The 18,620-nt window shown below is 71.7% G+C and carries 19 protein-coding genes; 7 read left to right on the top strand and 12 right to left on the bottom strand.

The window, feature by feature from the left end:
* Window positions 1–942 carry a thioredoxin domain-containing protein gene (locus Q9R33_RS05260; RefSeq protein WP_056369507.1) on the bottom strand — a complete coding sequence of 314 codons (942 nt, stop codon included), beginning with the start codon at window positions 940–942 and terminating at the stop codon, window positions 1–3.
* A 240-nt stretch (window positions 943–1,182) separates the two neighbouring features.
* Between Q9R33_RS05260 and Q9R33_RS05255 the strand changes: the two genes are divergently transcribed.
* Window positions 1,183–2,286, top strand: a complete 1,104-nt coding sequence (locus Q9R33_RS05255; RefSeq protein ID WP_056369505.1) for an ABC transporter ATP-binding protein — start codon at window positions 1,183–1,185, stop codon at window positions 2,284–2,286.
* Between the two features lie 73 nt (window positions 2,287–2,359).
* On the top strand, window positions 2,360–3,667 hold the full coding sequence (locus tag Q9R33_RS05250; RefSeq protein ID WP_311293073.1) for a DUF4032 domain-containing protein: 1,308 nt from the start codon (window positions 2,360–2,362) through the stop codon (window positions 3,665–3,667).
* A 73-nt stretch (window positions 3,668–3,740) separates the two neighbouring features.
* Here Q9R33_RS05250 and Q9R33_RS05245 read toward each other — a convergent pair whose 3' ends face one another.
* From Q9R33_RS05245 to cysS, 3 genes are all read right to left on the bottom strand, one after another.
* Complete coding sequence (locus Q9R33_RS05245) at window positions 3,741–4,382, bottom strand: NAD(P)H-binding protein (RefSeq protein WP_310245497.1); 642 nt, start codon at window positions 4,380–4,382, stop codon at window positions 3,741–3,743.
* A gap of 97 nt (window positions 4,383–4,479) precedes the next feature.
* Window positions 4,480–5,472: a 23S rRNA (guanosine(2251)-2'-O)-methyltransferase RlmB gene (gene rlmB / locus Q9R33_RS05240; protein ID WP_056369500.1), complete on the bottom strand. Its 993-nt coding sequence runs from the start codon at window positions 5,470–5,472 to the stop codon at window positions 4,480–4,482.
* Between the two features lie 29 nt (window positions 5,473–5,501).
* Window positions 5,502–6,947 (bottom strand): cysteine--tRNA ligase, encoded by a 1,446-nt coding sequence (gene cysS / locus Q9R33_RS05235; protein ID WP_311293072.1) that lies wholly within the window; start codon window positions 6,945–6,947, stop codon window positions 5,502–5,504.
* A 96-nt stretch (window positions 6,948–7,043) separates the two neighbouring features.
* Here cysS and Q9R33_RS05230 point away from each other — a divergent pair, with 96 nt between their 5' ends.
* Both Q9R33_RS05230 and Q9R33_RS05225 read left to right on the top strand, forming a co-directional pair.
* Window positions 7,044–7,973 carry an EamA family transporter gene (locus Q9R33_RS05230; protein ID WP_310245488.1) on the top strand — a complete coding sequence of 310 codons (930 nt, stop codon included), beginning with the start codon at window positions 7,044–7,046 and terminating at the stop codon, window positions 7,971–7,973.
* Between the two features lie 58 nt (window positions 7,974–8,031).
* Window positions 8,032–8,499 carry a GNAT family N-acetyltransferase gene (locus Q9R33_RS05225; protein ID WP_311293071.1) on the top strand — a complete coding sequence of 156 codons (468 nt, stop codon included), beginning with the start codon at window positions 8,032–8,034 and terminating at the stop codon, window positions 8,497–8,499.
* Between the two features lie 21 nt (window positions 8,500–8,520).
* Here the strand turns inward: Q9R33_RS05225 and ispD are convergent, their stop codons facing one another.
* Together ispD and Q9R33_RS05215 are read right to left on the bottom strand one after the other, a co-directional pair.
* Window positions 8,521–9,723: a 2-C-methyl-D-erythritol 4-phosphate cytidylyltransferase gene (gene ispD, locus Q9R33_RS05220; RefSeq protein ID WP_311293070.1), complete on the bottom strand. Its 1,203-nt coding sequence runs from the start codon at window positions 9,721–9,723 to the stop codon at window positions 8,521–8,523.
* 106 nt (window positions 9,724–9,829) lie between these two features.
* Complete coding sequence (locus Q9R33_RS05215; RefSeq protein ID WP_045298114.1) at window positions 9,830–10,312, bottom strand: CarD family transcriptional regulator; 483 nt, start codon at window positions 10,310–10,312, stop codon at window positions 9,830–9,832.
* Window positions 10,313–10,457: 145 nt separating this feature from the next.
* On the opposite strand from Q9R33_RS05215, the gene Q9R33_RS05210 reads away from it, so the two are divergent.
* A complete protein-coding gene (locus Q9R33_RS05210; RefSeq protein WP_157549650.1) occupies window positions 10,458–10,925 on the top strand; it encodes a DNA modification methylase in 468 nt (155 codons plus the stop codon).
* 63 nt (window positions 10,926–10,988) lie between these two features.
* Here Q9R33_RS05210 and Q9R33_RS05205 read toward each other — a convergent pair whose 3' ends face one another.
* Window positions 10,989–11,672, bottom strand: coding sequence for a response regulator transcription factor (locus tag Q9R33_RS05205; RefSeq protein WP_056369486.1), 684 nt, complete (start codon window positions 11,670–11,672; stop codon window positions 10,989–10,991).
* A complete protein-coding gene (locus Q9R33_RS05200) occupies window positions 11,669–13,123 on the bottom strand; it encodes an ATP-binding protein (RefSeq protein WP_311293069.1) in 1,455 nt (484 codons plus the stop codon). The genes Q9R33_RS05205 and Q9R33_RS05200 overlap by 4 nt, the downstream gene beginning before the upstream one ends.
* 165 nt (window positions 13,124–13,288) lie before the next feature.
* On the opposite strand from Q9R33_RS05200, the gene phoU reads away from it, so the two are divergent.
* Window positions 13,289–13,969, top strand: coding sequence for a phosphate signaling complex protein PhoU (phoU, locus tag Q9R33_RS05195; RefSeq protein ID WP_045298109.1), 681 nt, complete (start codon window positions 13,289–13,291; stop codon window positions 13,967–13,969).
* Between the two features lie 106 nt (window positions 13,970–14,075).
* On the opposite strand, the gene Q9R33_RS05190 is transcribed toward phoU, so the two are convergent.
* Window positions 14,076–14,825: a phosphoglyceromutase gene (locus Q9R33_RS05190; RefSeq protein ID WP_056369484.1), complete on the bottom strand. Its 750-nt coding sequence runs from the start codon at window positions 14,823–14,825 to the stop codon at window positions 14,076–14,078.
* Between the two features lie 70 nt (window positions 14,826–14,895).
* Between Q9R33_RS05190 and Q9R33_RS05185 the strand changes: the two genes are divergently transcribed.
* Window positions 14,896–15,714 (top strand): class I SAM-dependent methyltransferase, encoded by an 819-nt coding sequence (locus Q9R33_RS05185; protein ID WP_311293068.1) that lies wholly within the window; start codon window positions 14,896–14,898, stop codon window positions 15,712–15,714.
* An 18-nt stretch (window positions 15,715–15,732) separates the two neighbouring features.
* On the opposite strand, the gene Q9R33_RS05180 is transcribed toward Q9R33_RS05185, so the two are convergent.
* Genes Q9R33_RS05180 through Q9R33_RS05170 form a run of 3 tightly spaced genes read right to left on the bottom strand, consistent with a single transcriptional unit; the run spans window position 15,733 to window position 18,565 of the window.
* The gene (locus Q9R33_RS05180; RefSeq protein ID WP_200919487.1) at window positions 15,733–16,845 is read right to left on the bottom strand and encodes an aromatic acid exporter family protein; all 1,113 of its coding nucleotides are present in this window, start codon (window positions 16,843–16,845) and stop codon (window positions 15,733–15,735) included.
* An 11-nt stretch (window positions 16,846–16,856) separates the two neighbouring features.
* Window positions 16,857–17,963 (bottom strand): glycine cleavage T C-terminal barrel domain-containing protein, encoded by a 1,107-nt coding sequence (locus Q9R33_RS05175; RefSeq protein WP_311293067.1) that lies wholly within the window; start codon window positions 17,961–17,963, stop codon window positions 16,857–16,859.
* A complete protein-coding gene (locus Q9R33_RS05170; RefSeq protein WP_311293066.1) occupies window positions 17,963–18,565 on the bottom strand; it encodes an FABP family protein in 603 nt (200 codons plus the stop codon). The genes Q9R33_RS05175 and Q9R33_RS05170 overlap by 1 nt, the downstream gene beginning before the upstream one ends.
* Window positions 18,566–18,620 lie beyond the last annotated feature (55 nt).

The raw sequence follows: 18,620 nt of genomic DNA, 5'->3' as shown, positions 1-18,620 counted from the left end.
TCATGGAGCCGTCGGGGTGGGCGTGGGGGTCGGCGTCGCCTTGTAGTACGCGTCGCTCGCGACCGTCAGCACGAACTGCGCGAACTCCTTGGGGTCGTCGAGCTTGCCCACGTACTGCGTGCCGTTGACCAGCACCATCGGAGTGCCGGTGAGGGCGACGCCGTCCGTGCCGGGGAGCTCCTTCAGCGCCTGCTCGGTCGCCGACTTCGCCCACGACGCGTAGGACTGCTCCTCGATGCATGCGCGGACGACCTTGCCGCCGTCGAGCCCGGTCGCCTGTGCGAGCGTCGCGAGCTCGTCGTCGCTGAGGCCGTCGGAGTCGACCTCCGGCTGCTGGCGCAGCAGGGCGTCGTTGAACGCGAAGAAGTAATCCGGCGAGTTCTGGGCGACGCAGGCCGCGGCGCCGGCGGCGCGCAGCGAGTACTTCGTGCCGTTCGACTTCGCGGTGAGCATGGCCACCGGGTAGTAGGTCAGGGTGGCGGCGCCGTCATCGATCCACTGCGAGAGCTGCTTCATGTTCGCGAGCTGGAAATCGCGCGACCCCGTCGAGAGGTAGTCGACGTACACGCGGATGTCGACCGCCGGCGCGTCCGTCGGGGTCGCGGTGGGAGTCGGCTCGGTCTCGGGCGTCGTGCTCGCCTCGCCCTCGACGAGGCCGCCGGCGCTGGAGTCGTCGGCGACGCCCGCTCCGGTGACGTCGGTGACGACGAAGCCGCCGTCCACGCCCTTGGCGGGGCTCATGGTCGGCTTCGATGCGCTCGACGAGACGGTCCACGTCACCACGACGGCGATGACGGCCACGAACGCGAGGGCGACGGCGATCAGCGACGTCCGTCGGATCAGACGCGCTCGCGACTGGCGCGCCTTCACCTGCTGCGCCTTCTCGCGCACGGCGTCGCGGCGCTCGCTGGGCGCGGCGTTCTGTGACTCGTCGCTCGACATGGAACCTCTCGGGGCGGAAGGGGGGCGGCGATCCGGCGTGACCATGGATTCGCACTGGCCAGGCGGGAAAGCGGCCGTCCACGATGCTAGTCAGCCACCCTGGGAAATGCCCAGACGCAAGCTCCGCGCGCGCCGTGTCATACTGTTCCTTGCGCCCGATGGCGGGCGTGCGGGTAAGCCCCCGCTCATTCCTCACTACGGATCGTCCGGCACGTACCTGCCGGTGAAGGAGAAGAGAACATGGCGTCCGTCACGTTTGACAACGCAACTCGTCTGTACCCCGGGGGCACTCGCCCCGCTGTGGACAAGCTCAACCTCGAGGTCGCCGATGGCGAGTTCCTGGTTCTCGTCGGCCCGTCGGGCTGCGGCAAGTCCACGTCGCTGCGCATGCTGGCCGGCCTCGAAGAGGTCAACTCGGGCCGCATCCTGATCGGCGACCGCGACGTCACCGACGTCCCCCCGAAGGACCGCGACATCGCGATGGTCTTCCAGAACTACGCGCTGTACCCGCACATGACCGTCGCCGAGAACATGGGCTTCGCGCTCAAGATCGCCGGCGTCGGCAAGGAGGAGCGTGCCGCTCGCGTGCTCGAGGCTGCGAAGCTCCTCGACCTCGAGGAGTACCTGACCCGCAAGCCGAAGGCCCTCTCGGGTGGTCAGCGTCAGCGCGTCGCCATGGGCCGCGCGATCGTCCGCCAGCCCCAGGTGTTCCTCATGGACGAGCCGCTGTCGAACCTCGACGCGAAGCTCCGCGTCCAGACCCGTACGCAGATCGCGTCGCTGCAGCGCCGCCTCGGCGTCACCACGGTCTACGTGACGCACGACCAGACCGAGGCGCTCACCATGGGCGACCGCATCGCGGTCCTCAAGGACGGCCTCCTCCAGCAGGTCGGCACCCCGCGCGACCTGTACGAGAAGCCGAACAACGTGTTCGTCGCCGGCTTCATCGGCTCGCCCGCCATGAACCTGTTCCCGGCGCACATCGCCGAGGGCGGCGTGCAGTTCGGCGACAAGGTCGTGGGCGTCGAGGCCGACACGCTCGGCAAGGCGCACGGCACCGAGGTCACCATCGGTGTGCGTCCCGAGGACATCCAGGTCGCGCCCGAGGACGGCAAGGGCCTCACGGTCACGGTCGACCTCGTCGAGGAGCTCGGCGCCGACGGCTACCTCTACGGTCACGCCGACGTCGCCGGCAAGCGCACCGACATCGTCGCGCGCGTCGACGGCCGCCGTCACCCGATCGCGGGCGACAAGGTCACGCTGGCTCCGGTCCCCGGACACGTCCACGTGTTCGACATCGAGTCGGGCGAGCGCCTCACCGACAAGGCGATCGCCGCGGCGTAACCGCTGATTCGTTCGCGACGGCGCGGGTGGGAGCTTCTTCCCCCCGCGCCGTCGCACTTTTCCAGGAGGGTATGTGCCTGACGCCCTGAGCATCACCGCCTCGAGCGTCGATCCGGGGCTGCTGACGCTGCCGTGGTCGACCCCGCTCGGAGACTGGCCGTCGAGCCACATCGTGTTCCTGCCCAAGGGCATCTCGCGCCACCTGGTGCGGTTCGCCAACCTCTCGGGCCGGGTGGTCGCCATCAAGGAGACCACCCAGGCCATGGCGCAGCGCGAGTACGACATGCTCGGCAACCTCGCCCGCCTGGACGTGCCGTGCGTCGAGCGCGTCGCCGTGATCGCGGGACGAAAGGATGCCGCGGGCGAGCCGCTTCCCGCGGCTCTGGTGACGGCGCACCTGAAGTTCTCGCTCCCCTACCGCGCCCTGTTCACGCAGGTGCTGCGCCCCGACACCGCGACGCGCCTCGTCGATGCGCTCGCGCTGCTGCTGGTCCGCCTCCACAACGTCGGCTTCTTCTGGGGCGACGTGTCGCTGTCGAACACGCTGTTCCGCCGCGACGCGGGCGCGTTCGCCGCGTACCTCGTCGACGCCGAGACCGGCGAGCTGCACGAGAGCGGCCTGACCCCGGGCCAGCGCGCGCACGACCTCGACGTCGCCCGCACGAACATCGCCGGCGAGATCATGGACCTCGAGGCCGGTGGGCGCCTCGAGGGCGGCGTCGACGCGATCGCGATCGCCGACGGCATCGTGTCGGCGTATCACTCGCTGTGGGCCGCACTCACCGACGAGGAGACGTTCCGGGCCGACGAGGCGTACCGGCTCACGGAGCGCGTGCAGCGGCTGAACGACCTCGGATTCGACATCGGCGAGATGTCGATCCAGGCCACGACCGACGGCACCCGCGTGTCGATCCAGCCGAAGGTCGTCGACGCCGGCCACCACCAGCGGCGTCTGCTGCGTCTGACCGGCCTCGACGTCGAGGAGAACCAGGCCCGGCGCCTGCTCAACGACCTCGACGAGTTCCGCGTGCGGATCTCACGCCTCGGCGACGACGAGGAGATGGTCGCCCACGAGTGGCTCACCCGGGTGTTCGAGCCGGTCGTCAAGGCGATCCCCTGGGACCTGCGCTCGAAGCTCGAGCCCGCCGAAGTGTTCCACCAGCTGCTCGAGCACCGCTGGTACCTGTCCCAGGCCAAGGGCAAGTCGGTGCCGCTCGCCGAGTCACTGACGAGCTACATCGACAACGTGCTGCGCCACCGCCGCGACGAGGCGACCCTCATGGGTCCGCCCACCGAGACCATGTCGCTGTCCGTCATCACATCGTCCAACCCGGTGATCGACGACGACGAGGACGACATCGACTGGCGCGACCTGGTCTGAGCCCGTCGCCTCGCCCGACGACGAAAGGGTGCATCTCCGCCGGCGGAGATGCACCCTTTCGCGATTGCCGCTGTCAGTACCCGACGGTGAACCGCTTGCGGGGGTGCTGCGGGTGCTCGATCTCGTCGACGATCGCGACGGCGAGATCCTCGCCCGAGATGTACGACTCGCCCTCGGCGTCGGTGACGATGACGTCACCGCCGGTGCGGTACTCACCGGTCCGCTCCCCCGGGTTGTACGCGCCGAAGCCGCCCGCCGGGTGGATGTAGAACCAGTCCACCGACTCCGGCCCCTCCTTGAGATCGTCGAGGATGCCGATCGCCTCGAGCGCCTCCGCCTTGTAGTCCTCGGAGAACGAGGGAAGGTCGACCACCCGCTCGCCGCCCGCGGTGACGAGGCTGCCGCCGGCGCCGCCGATCACGCCGAGGCGAACGCCCTCGGGCAGGAGGGAGGCGAGGGCCGCGATGTTCGGGCGCACGAGCCCCTGCATGTCGCCGCGCGGCGCGACCGCCGACACGACCACATCGACGCCCTCGATCTGCGCGAGCAGGTCGGGGACGTCCGTCAGCGAGCCCTCGATGTAGATCGCCCCCGCGTGGCGCTCGGCGGGGATGCGGCGCGCGATCGAGAGGACGCTGTGGCCCCGGCTCACCGCCTCGGCGACGATGTGACGGCCGGCGTATCCCGAGCCTCCGATGACGGCGATGCGTGCCATGTGCTGCCTTTCGACGAGTGGTGTGCCGGCCATCGCCGGCTCTGCAGAGGGGAACGTGCGCTGCGTGCGGTTCTTCCCGCGCGCGTCACACGCGGACTCAGGCGGGAGTGGAGCCCCGGAGCGTCGAGACCTGGTACAGCGCGACGGATGCCGCGATCCCGGCGTTGAGCGACTCGGTGCTCGACGAGATCGGGATCGACACGATCTGGTCGCAGGTCTCCGTGACCAGGCGCGAGAGGCCCTTGCCCTCGGAACCCACCACGATCACGACCGGCCGGTCGGCGAGCTCGAGGGCCGGAAGGGAGACGTCTCCTCCGCCGTCGAGGCCGAGCACGAACACGCCCTGCTTCTTGAAGTCCTTGAGCATCGCGGTGAGGTTCGCGGCGAGGGCGACCGGCACACGAGCCGCGGCGCCGGCGCTCGTCTTCCACGCGGCCGAGTTGACGCTGGCCGAGCGGCGCTGCGGGACGATGACCGCCTGCCCGCCGAAGGCCGCGGTCGAGCGAAGGATCGCGCCGAGGTTGCGCGGGTCGGTGATGCCGTCGAGCGCGACGAACAGCGGCGTCTGCCCCGCGTCGATCACCTTCTCGAGCAGATCCTGCGGGTGGGCGTACTCGTACGGCGGCACCTTGAGCGCGACGCCTTGGTGCACGCCGTCGAAGCCCGCCATGCGGTCGAGCTCGGGGCGGGTGACCTCGAGCACCGGGATGTCGCGGTGCGTGGCGATCGCGAGCATCTCCTTGACCCGGTCGTCCATCTCCACGCGCTGTGCGATGTAGAACGCGGTGGCGGGGATCTTCGCGCGCAGCGCCTCGAGCACGGAGTTGCGGCCGGTCACCGTCTCGGTGTCGTCGTCCTTCTTCGCGGGGCGCGACGACCGCGGCGCGGACTGCCCGGGCCTGCCCGTGCCGCCCGCAGCGGCGTACCGCTCAGCGGCGGCCTTGCGCTTGCCGGCCGGGTGCCATGCGCGGTCCTCGGCCTTGGGGGTCGGCCCGCGGCCCTCGAGGGACCGCTTGTTCTTGCCGCCGGTGCCCTTGGTGGGGCCCTTCTTGTTGCCCTTGCTGGCGCCGGGGCGTCCTGGCTTTGCCATCAGTTCTCCTTCGTGCGGGCCGCAGCCCGTCAGTTGCTCTCCGCCGGACGAGGAGCGTCGGCGACACTCCAATGCGTCCCGTCGGGACCGTCTTCGAGGGCGATGCCGGCCGCCGCGATCGCGTCGCGGATGCGGTCGGCGGCCGCCCAGTCCTTCGCCGCGCGCGCGTCGGCGCGCTGGGCGATCATCGTCTCGACAAGGGCGTCGAGAGCGGATGCCTCGGCCGAGGCGTTCGTCGACCGCCAGTGCGGGTCGAGGGGGTCGATGCCGAGCACGCCCGCCATCACGGCGACGTCGGCGAACGCGCGGAGCGCCGCGTCGCGGTCACCCGCATCCAGCGCGGAGTTGCCGTCACGCACCGTCTCGTGCAGCACGGCGAGCGCCTGGGGCACACCGAGGTCGTCATCGAGGGCCGTCGCGAACGCGGCCGGGACCGCAGCATCCACTCGCACGTCCTCGGTTCCCCGCAGCGTGCGCAGTGCGCGCTCGAGGAAGGTGCGGATGCGCTCGAGCGCCGCCTCGGCCTCGTCGAACGTCGAGGTCGTGATGTCGAGGCTCGACCGGTAGTGCGCCGCCGCGAGCGCGTAGCGCACCACGAGCGGGTCGCGCTCGCGCAGCAGGTCGTCTGCGAGGACGAAGTTGAACAGCGACTTCGACATCTTCTGCGCGCCGACCGTCACGAGGCCGTTGTGCACCCAGTACCGCGCGAAGCCGTCGCCGGCCGCCGTCGACTGCGCGAGCTCGTTCTCGTGGTGGGGGAAGCGCAGGTCGAGCCCGCCGCCGTGGATGTCGAACTCGGGGCCGAGGTAGCGGCGCGCCATCGCGGAGCACTCGATGTGCCAGCCGGGCCTCCCGGGTCCCCAGGGCGAGCCCCAGGTCGCCGATGCCGGTTCGTCGGCCTTGGCGCCCTTCCAGAGGGCGAAGTCGCGCGGGTCGCGCTTGCCCCGCGGATCGGCGTCGGCCGCCGGCTCCATCGCGTCGATCGACTGGTTCGTGAGCGACCCGTAGTCCACCCACGACCGGACGTCGAAGTAGACGTCGCCCGCAGCATCCGTGTCCGCCGCCGCGGCGTAGGCGTGCCCGGCCTCGATGAGACGCTGGATGAGCTCCTGCATCTGCGGGATCGATGCCGTCGCGCGCGGCTCGTAGGTCGGCGGGAGAATGCCGATCGCGGTGTACGCGCGCGTGAACTCGAGCTCCATGCGGTACGCGAGCGCCCACCACGGCTCGCCGTCCGACGCGTTCGCGAGCACCTTGTCGTCGATGTCGGTGACGTTGCGGACGAAGGTGACACGGCCGTAGCGGTGGGTGAGCCAGCGGCGCAGGATGTCGAAGCTCAGCGCGCCGCGCAGATGCCCGATGTGCGGCCCGGACTGCACCGTCGGACCGCAGACGTAGATGGTGACGTTTCCGGGGTCGAGGGGCACGAAATCGCGCAGGGTCTGCGCCTTGGTGTCGTACAGCTGAACCGTCACCGCACCAGCCTACCGGCGGGTACCCCACCGACCCTGAGTGAGTGAGCCTGGGGGGGGAATTCCGGCGGAGGGCGCCGATTCGGATATAAACGGGAGGTGCATGTGCTCGCCGTCCTCGCCGCCGCGCTCCTGTTCGGCACGACCGGCACCTCGCAGGCGCTCGGTCCCGCAGGCACCACTCCCCTGTCGATCGGTGTCATGCGCATGGTGATCGGCGGCACCGGACTCGCGATCATCGCGTTCTCGCTCGCCGCGCGGCACTCCCGACGTCTGCCGGCGGATGCGGTGCGGCCCCGCTGGGGCGTCCGGCCCGTCCTGCTCATGGTGCTGACAGGCGCGTGCCTGGCGCTGTACCAGCCCCTGTTCTTCCTCGGCACCGCACGCAACGGCGTCGCGGTGGGCACGGTCGTCGCCCTCGGTTCGGCCCCGATCCTCGCCGGCCTTCTGGAGTGGGCGCTGACGCGACGGATGCCGACACCGACGTGGATGGGCGCGACGGCGCTCGCGACGATCGGCGTCGTGCTGCTCGGCTTCGGCGGCGAGGCCGGAGCGGCCGGCGGCACGGATCCCCTGGGACTGCTCGGATCCATCGGCGCGGGCGCCTCGTTCGCGGTCATCGCCAACGCGCAGCGGCGCCTGCTCGACGATGGCTGGGATCCCTTCACGGTCGTCGGCGCCATGGGCGCCAGCTCGGCGATCATCTGCGCCTTCGCGCTCCCCTTCGTCGACCTCTCGTGGCTCGGCACGACGTCAGGTGTGGTGATGGCCCTGTGGCTGGGCCTCGCGACCATCTCCATCGCGTACGTGCTGTTCACGTGGGGCCTGAGCGGCCTCACTGCGGCCACCGCCGCGACGCTGACGCTCGGCGAGCCCCTGACCGCGAGCGTGCTCGGCATCGTCGTGCTCGGCGAGCGGCTGTCGGCACTCGCGATCGTGGGGCTCGTGGTGCTCGCCGCCGGGCTCGCCCTCCTGGCGTGGGGATCCCGGTCGCCGCGCGACCCCGCTCCCTACGCCGTCGAGGCGTGAAGCCGGGCCGACGACGGGAAACACGGCCGAAACCGGCGCGTGGCACACTGGGCGCGACATGCAGCGCACCATCGAGATCCGCACCGACGACCTGAGCGGCGACGCCACCCGGCGCCTCATCGCCCTGCACCTGGCGGGGATGCACGACACCTCTCCCCCCGAGAGCGTGCATGCGCTCGGCATCGATGCGCTGCGGCATCCGTCCCTCTCGGTCTGGACGGCGTGGACCGACGGCGAGCTCGCGGGCGTCGGCGCGCTGAAGGCGCTCGACGCCGACCGCGGCGAGATCAAGTCGATGCGCACGGATGACAGGTTCCGCGGCACCGGCGTCGGCCGCGCGCTGCTGCGCCACATCGTCGACGACGCCCGCCGGCGCGGCATGTCGAGTCTGTGGCTCGAGACGGGGACCACCGAGGACTTCGCCGCCGCTCAGCGCCTCTACGAGAGCGAGGGCTTCGTCGTCTGCGGTCCCTTCGAGGACTACGCGCTCGACCCGTTCTCGGTGTTCATGACGCGCACGCTCTGACGCCCGGCGACCGCGGAGCGATCAGGCCGGGACGACGAGGGCGACGGCGAACGCGGAGACCCCCTCGCCCTGCCCGGTGAACCCGAGACCGTCGGTCGTCGTCGCAGAGACCGACACGGGCGCGCCGCCGAGTGCGGCCGACAGGGCGCGCTCGGCCTCGGCGCGGCGTGCGGAGAATCGCGGCCGGTTCGCCTGCACCTGCACCGAGACGTTGCCGACGCGCCAGCCCGCTTCCCCGAGGAGCGCAACGGTGCGCGTCAGGAACGCGCCCGCGTGCGCGCCGGCGTACTCGGGATGATCGGTGCCGAAGTGCGTGCCGATGTCACCGAGGCCCGCGGCCGCCAGCAGGGCGTCGACGATCGCGTGCGCGACGGCGTCGCCGTCGGAGTGCCCTGACAGCGGCGCTTCACCCGGCCACTCGAGTCCCGCGAGCCACAGCGTCCCCTCGCCGCCGAACGCGTGCACATCCGTGCCGACGCCGACGCGCGGAAGCGCCGGCGCACCGCCGAGGTGTGCCGCGGCGTGCGGTGCGGGCCCGGCGATCAGGTGGCGCGCGCGATCGAGGTCCGCCGCGGTGGTGATCTTGAAGGCGAGCGGATGCCCCGGCACGGCCGCGACGGCATGCCCGGCCTCGGCGACCAGAGCGGCGTCGTCGGTGAACTCCGTCGTGGCGGCCGCGTATGCCGCGTCGAGCACGTCTCGCCGGAAGGCCTGCGGCGTCTGCGCCGCGGCGAGCTCGGCGCGGTCGACCGCGGCGACGATCTCGTCACCCGCGACGCGCTTGATCGTGTCGATGACCGGGAGCACGGGGATCGCGCCGACCGCGCCGCCGCCGATCGCGGTGATGACGCGCTCGAAGACCTCGGCCGGGGTGAGGGCGCGTGCCGCGTCGTGGACCAGCACGACCTCGACGTCGGCCCACAGGGCTGCGAGACCGGCGGCCACGGAGGCCTGGCGGGTGTCGCCGCCCGCGACCACCGACACCAGCTCGCGCCGGTCCCCCGCGGTGGCCAGTGCCTCGCTCAGCGCGTCGCCCTCGCGCCCGGCGGGGGCGACGATCACGACCTGCGCGAGCGGGGCGGCGAAGACGCCCTCGAGGGCGTGACGCAGGATGCTGCTCCCGTCGATGCCGACGAACGCTTTCGGCGCTCCGGCGCCCAGTCGGGTGCCGGATCCGGCGGCCACGACGATGACGCCGACGCGCGGCACGGGAGTGATGCTCACCCGTTCACGCTATCGCGATCGGCGGGCGGCGCCGTGCGCGTCCGGCCGGCCGGAATCGGGTGCGCACAGCAGAACGGCGCCCCATCGGGGCGCCGTTCCAGGAGTCTCAGCTCGCGAGGACCTCGTCGAGGAGAACGCTCGCCTTCTCCTCGTCGGTCTTCTCCGCCAGGGCCAGCTCGGAGATCAGAATCTGCTTCGCCTTGGCGAGCATGCGCTTCTCTCCGGCCGACAGGCCGCGGTCCTGATCGCGGCGCCAGAGGTCTCGCACGACCTCACTGACCTTGATGACGTCACCGGAGGCGAGCTTCTCGAGGTTCGCCTTGTAGCGGCGCGACCAGTTGGTCGGCTCCTCCGTGAACGGAGCGCGCAACACCTCGAAGACCTTGTCGAGGCCCTCCTTGCCGATGACGTCTCGGACGCCGACCAGGTCGACGTTCTCTGCGGGGACTTCGATGATGAGATCACCCTGCGTGACGTTGAGCTTCAGGTACTTCTTCGTCTCGCCCTTGATGATCCGGTCTTTGACCTCGATGATCGTAGCCGCCCCGTGGTGGGGGTAGACGACCGTCTCGCCAACCTCAAAAAGCATGGAGTTATGTCCTTTCGGCAACCTCCAGGATACCACAGGCGAAATACGCTAAGGTTCTCCGCCCTCCGGCCGAGGCGGTGCTCCGCGCGGTGCATCGCGAGCCCCTAGAATGCTGGAGAACCGTCAGCCGTCTTATGGAGGATCCGTGAACCGCCGCCTCATCGCGTCGCTGGCCATCGGGGGCGCACTCGTCCTCACGACGACCGGCTGCAGCATGATCTCGCCGCAGGCGACCACGATCCCGTATTCCGCGGCGGAGGGCACGAACGTCCACGAGGCCGGGCCCGTCGAAGTGCGCAACGCCCAGATCGTCGCCAATGAGGACGGGTCCGAGGGCAACTTCGTCGCCGCCCTGATCAACCAGACCGAGGACTCGCAGACCCTCAACATCGAGTTCGGCGAGGGCGGCCCGACGCTCACCGTGCGGGTGCCCGCGAACACGACCGTGAGCCTCGGCTCCGAGGAGGACGAGCCGCTGCTCGTCGAGGACCTCGACGCCCTTCCCGGCACCGACATCACCACGTTCTTCCAGTCCGGCGACTCCGAGGGCGCGCTCGTCTCGGTGCCCGTGCTGGACGGGACTCTCGACTACCTCGCACCGCTCGCTCCCTGAGCGACGCTCGCGCAGACGAAAGAGGGCGCCCCACCCGGGGCGCCCTCTTTCGTCTGCGGTGCCTCAGCCCTCGAAGCGGTAGCCGAGGCCGCGCACGGTCACCAGCATCTCCGGCGAGCCGGGGTTCTTCTCGATGCGGGAGCGGATCCGCTTGATGTGCACATCCAGGGTCTTCGTGTCGCCGAAGTAGTCGCTTCCCCACACGCGGTCGATGAGCTGGCCCCGCGTGAGCACGCGGCCCGCGTTGCGCATGAGCACCTCGAGCAGCTCGAATTCCTTGAGCGGCATGTTGATCTCGCCGCCCTCGACGGCGACGGTGTGACGGTCGATGTCGAGCACGACGCGACCGCCTTCGAGCACGCGGTCCTCGAGGTCGGCGTCGATCTGCGAGAACCGTCGCAGCACGGCGCGCATACGGGCGAGCAGCTCGCGGGCGGAGTACGGCTTGGTGACGTAGTCGTCGGCGCCGAGCTCGAGGCCCACCACGATGTCGACCTCGGAGTCCTTGGCGGTCAGCATGATGATCGGCACGGCCGAGTTGACCCGGATCTGGCGGCACACCTCGGTGCCCGGCATTCCGGGCAGCATGAGGTCGAGGAGCACGATGTCGGCGCCGCGCTCGCGGAACGCGGTCAGCGCAGTCGGGCCGTCTTCGGCGATCTCGACCTCGTAGCCTTCGCGACGAAGGAGGTAGGCGAGCGGGTCGGCGAGGTCTGGCTCGTCCTCGACGATCAGGACGCGGGTCATGCGGGGTCTCCATTCGCGACGGATGCGGCATTGTGACCGCCGGCAGGACCGACGGGAGTCTGGGGCGCAGCGGACGTGGCCGCGCGGGCAGGTGCCGCAGGCTTGGCCGCGCGGGCGGAAGCGGCCCGCTTCACCGCGGGCGCGGCCGGAGCGCTCTTCGCGACCGGAGCGCTCTTCGCGGCCGGAGCGGCGGCAGGCGCTGCCGCGACGGCGGCAGGCGCCACCTCCGCGTCGACTGACGCAGCCTCGGCGGCGGTCACCTCAGCGGCGGGCCGCTTCTTCTTGCGCCCGCGCTTGGGCACCGGTTCGAGGTCGGGCGCGTCGATCTGGGGCAGGCGGATCGTGAACGTGGACCCACGGCCCGGGCGCGACCACAGGCGCACCTCGCCGCCGTGCCGCTGCACCGCGTGCTTGACGATGGAGAGGCCGAGCCCGCTGCCGCCGGTGCGGCGGGCGCGCGCGGGATCGGACCGGTAGAAGCGCTCGAAGACGCGGTCCTGCTCGCCCTCGGCGATGCCGATGCCGCGGTCCGTCACGGCGATCTCGACGACGCGGTCGACGGCCTTGATGCCGACGCCGACGCTCGAGCCCCGCGGCGAGTACGCGATGGCGTTGGCGATGAGGTTGCCGACCGCCTCGCTCAGCACCTGTGCATCGCCATGCACGTAGAGACCGCGCGCGCCGCCGCGCATCACCTCGACGCCGGCGGAGTCCGCCTGGATCGCGTGCGCGTCGAGGGCCGACGCCACGACCTCATCGATGGAGACGTCCTGCTGCGTCAGCTCGTCCGCAGCCTGCAGCCGGGACAGGTTCATGATGCGCGAGGTCAGCAGCGCCAGCCGGTTGGCCTCCGCCTGCAGCCGCGTCGCGAAGATCCGCACCTGCGGCGGATCGTCTGCCGCCGACTCGATCGCCTCGGCGAGCAGGCTCACCGCGCCGACGGGTGTCTTGAGCTCGTGGCTCGTGTTCGCCACGAAGTCGCGACGCATCTCCTCGACGCGTTCGCGCTCTGAGATGTCGCGCAGCACGAGGAGGGTGAGCCGGGGCGAGATGCGCGACGCGCGCACGGCCACGAGGCGAGGCTCGGCCGGCGGGGCGCCACGGCGCAGCCGCATCGTCTCCGTCGCGCTCGCCTCGGTGACCTCGGCGTCGGTGGTCCGCACGCGGCGCGCGAGGGTCCGCAGCTCGTCGGTGGGGAGCGTGCCGCCTTCGAGCAGCTCGAACGCCGCGGCCGGAGCGGACGCGGCCAGCACGGTGAACGACGCGTCCACCACGACGGCGGCATCGTCCATGCCATGAAGGACGCCGCGCACGCCGTCGGGGATCTCGATCGAACCCTCGGCATGCGCGCGGTCACGCGCCCGCATCGACGCGACGACGACGGCGGAGATCGAACCGCCGATGATGATCCCCGCGAGGAGGGCGAGCAGCGCGAGCTGCGTCGTGTCCATGCCTCCAGCGTAGGGGCACGTCGCGCGGGACAATGGACCGCGACGGGGACCCGGGCACCCGCGCCCGGTACTGTTCACCACGGGGGCACCGTCCGTTAACCTTCGCTGACGACAATCGGCCGGGGCGCGGGCGAAAGCTCCCCCATCCATGAAAGGTGCGTCGGAATGCGCGAAGTCTTCCACCAGTCCCTCGAGGACGTGCAGGGGCGTCTCGTCGAGATCGCCGAGCTCGTCACGATCGCCATCGACAAGGCGACGCGGGCGTTCGGAACGAGCGACGTCGCGCTCGCGGAGGAGGTCATCGAGGCCGACGCGGTCATCGACGAGAAGGCCGTCGAGCTCGACGAGCTCGCCATCGAGATCCTCGCCCGCCAGCAGCCGGTCGCCCGCGACCTGCGCATCGTCGTCAGCGCGCTGCGAATGAGCGCGTCGCTCGAGCGCATGGGCGACATCGCCGAGCACATCGCCCAGCTCACCCGCATGCGCTTCCCCGAGCGGGCCATCCCCAAGGGCCTCAAGTCCACGTTCCTCAAGATGGGCGAACTCGACGTCGAGGCGGCACGCCAGCTCACCGAGCTGCTGCGCACGCAGGACGGCGACCTCATCGACGAGATCCGCAACGCCGACGACAAGCTCGACGAGCTGCACGTCTCGGTGTTCGAGAAGGTGCTGAGCGACAGCTGGCAGGGCGATCCGTCCGCCACCGTCGATGCCACACTGGCCAGCCGCTACCACGAGCGCTTCGGCGACCACGCGGTCTCGGTCGCGAAGAAGGTCGCCTACCTGTCGACCGGGGACTGGACGTCGAGCACCGACACGATCGACGTCGTCGCCCCGTCCCTCTAGAGCCCGTCACGCGGCCTGCAGCTGGGGGGCTGCCGCTGCGAAGGCGAAGAAAAGGAAGAGCGGATGCCTCGTGGGGAGGCATCCGCTCTTCCGTCGGTCTCTGAGATCAGGCCTTGCCCTGGTTCGCGACTGCGGCAGCGCCGGCGGCCGCGGCCTCGGGGTCGAGGTACTCGCCCGGTCCGAGGGGCTCGAGGTTCTCGTCGAGGCGGTACACCAGCGGGATGCCCGTGGGGATGTTGAGCTCGGCGATGTCGGCGTCGCTGATGCCGTCGAGGTGCTTCACGAGGCCGCGCAGGGAGTTGCCGTGCGCCGTCACGAGCACCGTCTTGCCGGCCTTGAGGTCGGGAACGATGTCGCTGTGCCAGTACGGCAGCATGCGGTCGATGACGATCTTGAGCGACTCGGTGTCGGGCACCTCGCCGTCGATGCCCACGTAGCGCGGGTCGCCCACCTGGCTGTACTGGTCGTCGGCGGCCAGAGGCGGCGGCGGGACGTCGAAGGAGCGACGCCACAGCATGAACTGGTCGTTGCCGAACTCTTCGAGGGTCTGCGCCTTGTCCTTGCCCTGCAGAGCGCCGTAGTGGCGCTCGTTGAGGCGCCACGAGCGCTTGACGGGGATCCAGAGGCGGTCTGCGGCGTCGAGGGCGATGTCGGCGGTCTGGATGGCGCGGCTGAGCACGGAGGTGTGCAGCACGTCGGGAAGGATGCCGGACTCGGCGAGCAGCTCGCCGCCGCGCTGGGCTTCGGCCTTGCCCTGGTCGGTGAGGCGGACGTCGACCCAGCCCGTGAACTGGTTGGTCTTGTTCCACTCGCTCTGGCCGTGTCGGAGGAGGATCAGCGTGTAGGGCGCGGTCATGCGCCCCATGATATCCGCGCCGCGTGCCGCCTCCCGCTGCTGTGACGGGTGCGGCTGGCATCATGGAGGCATGGCGCGGGGACCGGTCGGGCAGATCACGCGCGGCACCACCGGCACCAATCGGCTGCGACGCGTGGACCGCTGGATCGCGCGGCATCCCGCGCTGCGCCGCGCCGCCGATCCGCTCGTGGTCGACCTGGGTTACGGCGCGAGCGGCGTGACGGCGCTGGAGCTGTACGCGCGCCTCGTCCGTGCCCGGGCGGACGTCGAGGTCCTGGGACTGGAGATCGACCCCGCGCGCGTCGCGCGGGCGCGCGCCCAGCTCGAGCAGGTGCGCGCGGGCGGCACGTCGTTCGCCCCCGACGCGCACGTGTCCTTCGGGCGCGGCGGCTTCGAGGTGCCCGTCCCCGGCGGACGACGCCCGGCCGTCGTGCGGGCGTTCAACGTGCTGCGGCAGTACGACGAGTCGGAGGTCGCGGCAGCGTGGGCGACGATGTGCGCGCGCCTCGCGCGGGACGGACTCCTCGTCGAGGGCACGTGCGACGAGATCGGCCGCATCGCGACCTGGGTCGCGCTCGGCCCCGACGCCGTGCCGCGCACGCTGACGGTGTCGCTGCGGCTGGCCGGGCTGCAGCATCCGTCCATCGCCGCGGAGCGGCTCCCGAAGGCCCTCATCCACCGCAACGTCCCCGGCGAGCCCGTGCACGCGTTCCTCGCGGCCCTCGACGCGGAGTGGGAGCGCGCGGCGAGCGTGTCCCCCTTCGGCCCGGTGCATCGCTGGCGCACGGCGCTGTCGGCGCTGGTCGACGGCGGCTGGCCGGTCCTCGAGCGGTCGCGGTGGCGCCTCGGCGAGGTCACCGTGCCGTGGGATGCCGTGGCCCCGCGCTGAGCCGCGGCGCGCGGTCCGTCACACGCGGGGCAGCACCGCACGCGCCTCGGTGGAGGACATGCCGGTCGCGGTGAGGAGGTCGACCGCGAACGGCCGCATCGCGGTGATGAGGTTCTGCTCGCCCTGCGAACCGTCGGGGAGGATCTGCGCCGGGTCGAGGCGCACGGCGACCGCGCGCACCGCCTCACGTGCTGCCGGCTGCAGCGCGATGTCGTCGAGGCTCTCGCCCACCAGCTCCGCGGCGCGCATGAGCTCGGCGAGCACCTCGGCGGGCACCGGACGTCGCCGACCGTCATCGCAGAGGTACACCGCCCGCCGGGCGACGACCCGGAGGTTGCGGGTGGCGAAGTCCATCGCCTGCAGCACCGCGTGGTGCCGGCGCAGCTCGGCCCGCTGCGGGCGCAGCCACGGTGAGAACCCGGCGACGGCGAGTCCGGAATCCAGTGAGGCCCGCCACTCGTCGATGCGCGGGGCGATCGCCCGCGCCTTCTCGAGGCCGCGGGCGGCCCGGAGCGCATCGCCCCGCCGCAGCGCCTGCACGATGGTGCGCGCCGCGGCGTCCGCGGCCGCGAAGACCGCGTGCCCGTCGCGCGCCTCCTCCCTGCGGGGGTTGCGCGGGATGAGCGCGGTCACGGCCAGGGCGGCGACGCCGCCCACCGCGCCGTCGATGAGCCGGGAGAACGGCTCCGTCGCCGGCAGGGACATCACGATGCACGCCTGCACGCCCGCCATGATCGCGAACGGCGGATAGGGCGAGAGGAAGCGGGCGACCAGCAGCGTCACCCCGAGGGCGAGCGCGAGCTGCCACCAGCCGGGTCCGACGAGCACGACGAAGCCCTCCGCGACGAGGATGCCGACGAGCATCCCGACCACCGTCTCGAGCACGCGCCGCGGGCGGGCGTCGCGCACCAGGCCGAGACTGGTGATGGTGACCGTCGCGGCGAGCAGCGGCGCCGGATGCCCCACGACGTAGTGCGCGAAGGCCCACGCCGCGGCCGCGGCGACCGTGATCTGCACGATGGCCAGCGCCGACCCGCGCACGCGCGACAGCTGCGGGCGCAGATCGAGCCGGGCGCGCCAGCCCGTGGGGACGACCTGGGTGATCGCGGCGGTCTCGCCGTCGCCGCTCACCGCCGAGTCCCTTACTGGGCCGCCGCGCGGCGCGACAGCCGGGTGATCCGAGGCACGTTCGCTGTGGCGCCGGCGTCCGGCGGAACGACCACTTCCTGCGCCGCGGCGACCGGGCCGTCGGCGGTGTCCACCGTCAGCGGGGCGTCGACGGGCGTGGTGCGCCGCACGACCGCGAGCGCGATCGGCCCTTCCTCGTAGTGCAGCGCCGCCGACGTCACGATGCCGACGGCGTCGTCGCCGAGCCGCACGGCCGCGCCGTGCTCGGGCAGCACGCTGCCAGAGCCGTCCAGCTGCAGCGCGACGAGACGCCGCGGCGGGTGCCCGAGGTTGTGCACCTTGGCGATGGTCTCCTGCCCGCGGTAGCAGCCCTTGTCGAGGTGCACCGCGGTGCGCAGCCAGTCCAGCTCGTGCGGCAGGGCGCGCTCGTCGACGTCCGTCGTCCAGCGCGGTCGCCATGCCGCGACGCGCAGCGCATCGACTGCGGTCAGGCCTGCGAGCTCGACCTCGCCACGGGCCGCGGCATCCGCGATCCGCGTCTCCTCGTCGCGGGTCACGATCGCCTCGGCCCAATCGCGATCGGCGCCGGGGTGCGGCTCGACCGGCGCGTAGGCGTGACCGCCCGGGGTGACCGACGGCCACGGGTCGCGCCACACGAGGGGCAGCCCTGCCGGCGCCGCCGGCGAGATGCGCTCGAGCGCTGCGGCGGTGCCGCCGATCACGGCGTACTCGTCGTCGGCGATGCGCGGGTCGACGCGCAGACGGAACCGCATCTTGCGGAGCCAGTCGTACAGTCCCTCGACGTCGGCGCGATCGGCGATGAGCCAGGTGGTCTCTCCGTCGTCGACGACGGATGCCGCGTGCTCGACGTGTCCTTGCGGGTCGAGGATCAAGAGCTCGGTGCCCACGCCGGGGGCGAGGCGGGTCAGCGCCTGCGACGACAGCGAGTCGAGCCAGGTCAAGCGGTCCTCACCGGGGACGGCGATGACGGCGCGGTCGGCGCGGGGCGCGAGCGCGGCTCCGGCGGCGAGCCGACGCTGCTCGACGAGCGGGCTGCCGACGTGCTGCAGCCCGGTGTCGTCGACGACGGCGCCGGGAACAGCGGAGAACGGGCCGGTCATCACTCGGCCCGCGCGAGTCGTGCCGACGCGTGCGCGCCGAGCTCGAAGCCGAGGGCGGCGATGTCCCATGCCCACAGCAGGTGGCCGTCGACGAGCCCGTACATGCGGGTCGCGGCCGCGTACGACTTCGCGCCGGCGGGCCGCACGACGGCGTCGGTCGCGATGTCGATGCGCGGACCCTTGATCTGGCCGAGGTAGAGCTCGCTCACGCCGTCGGCGTGCACGAGGGCCGCCTCGAGGTCGAACCCGCCGTCGGCGTTGCGCAGCTGCTCGATGTCGTCGGCGGTGCGGACGACCGGCGCGGCGAGCGCGGGAAGGAGGCCAGGGCCGGCGTCGGCGTCGGTCGCCGTGAGTGCGAGACGCCAGTAGCCGAGCTCTGCCACGAGGCGCGTGCGCTTCTCGGGGTCTTGCGCATCATGCAGCCATGCGTCGGCGGAGTAGTTGAGATAGTCGCCGCCGTCGTGGCTGAAGCTCACGCGGTGCGTGAACTCGCCGGTGTAGGCGTGGTCACCGTAGTCGATGACGCCGGTGCCCTCCCACACTCCGATGAGCCAGGACAGCGGGACGAGCTCCGCCGGAAGGTCGGTCGGGATGTCGAGCACGACCGGACCCGTCAGCGCTGGCCGCGGTAGAGGTTCTTGACGACGACGGCGGAGA

Origin of the sequence: Microbacterium sp. PRC9 (assembly GCF_031844125.1) — a bacterium.
GTDB lineage: Bacteria > Actinomycetota > Actinomycetes > Actinomycetales > Microbacteriaceae > Microbacterium.
This window is presented reverse-complemented; position numbering and strand designations above follow the sequence as displayed.

Coding starts and splice junctions, on each gene's coding strand:
- Q9R33_RS05260 (WP_056369507.1), bottom strand. CDS start 942: ATGTCGAGCGACGAGTCACAGAACGCCGCGCCCAGCGAGCGCCGCGAC.
- Q9R33_RS05255 (WP_056369505.1), top strand. CDS start 1,183: ATGGCGTCCGTCACGTTTGACAACGCAACTCGTCTGTACCCCGGGGGC.
- Q9R33_RS05245 (WP_310245497.1), bottom strand. CDS start 4,382: ATGGCACGCATCGCCGTCATCGGAGGCTCGGGATACGCCGGCCGTCAC.
- rlmB (WP_056369500.1), bottom strand. CDS start 5,472: ATGGCAAAGCCAGGACGCCCCGGCGCCAGCAAGGGCAACAAGAAGGGC.
- Q9R33_RS05225 (WP_311293071.1), top strand. CDS start 8,032: ATGCAGCGCACCATCGAGATCCGCACCGACGACCTGAGCGGCGACGCC.
- Q9R33_RS05215 (WP_045298114.1), bottom strand. CDS start 10,312: ATGCTTTTTGAGGTTGGCGAGACGGTCGTCTACCCCCACCACGGGGCG.
- Q9R33_RS05205 (WP_056369486.1), bottom strand. CDS start 11,672: ATGACCCGCGTCCTGATCGTCGAGGACGAGCCAGACCTCGCCGACCCG.
- Q9R33_RS05200 (WP_311293069.1), bottom strand. CDS start 13,123: ATGGACACGACGCAGCTCGCGCTGCTCGCCCTCCTCGCGGGGATCATC.
- phoU (WP_045298109.1), top strand. CDS start 13,289: ATGCGCGAAGTCTTCCACCAGTCCCTCGAGGACGTGCAGGGGCGTCTC.
- Q9R33_RS05190 (WP_056369484.1), bottom strand. CDS start 14,825: ATGACCGCGCCCTACACGCTGATCCTCCTCCGACACGGCCAGAGCGAG.
- Q9R33_RS05185 (WP_311293068.1), top strand. CDS start 14,896: ATGGCGCGGGGACCGGTCGGGCAGATCACGCGCGGCACCACCGGCACC.
- Q9R33_RS05175 (WP_311293067.1), bottom strand. CDS start 17,963: ATGACCGGCCCGTTCTCCGCTGTTCCCGGCGCCGTCGTCGACGACACC.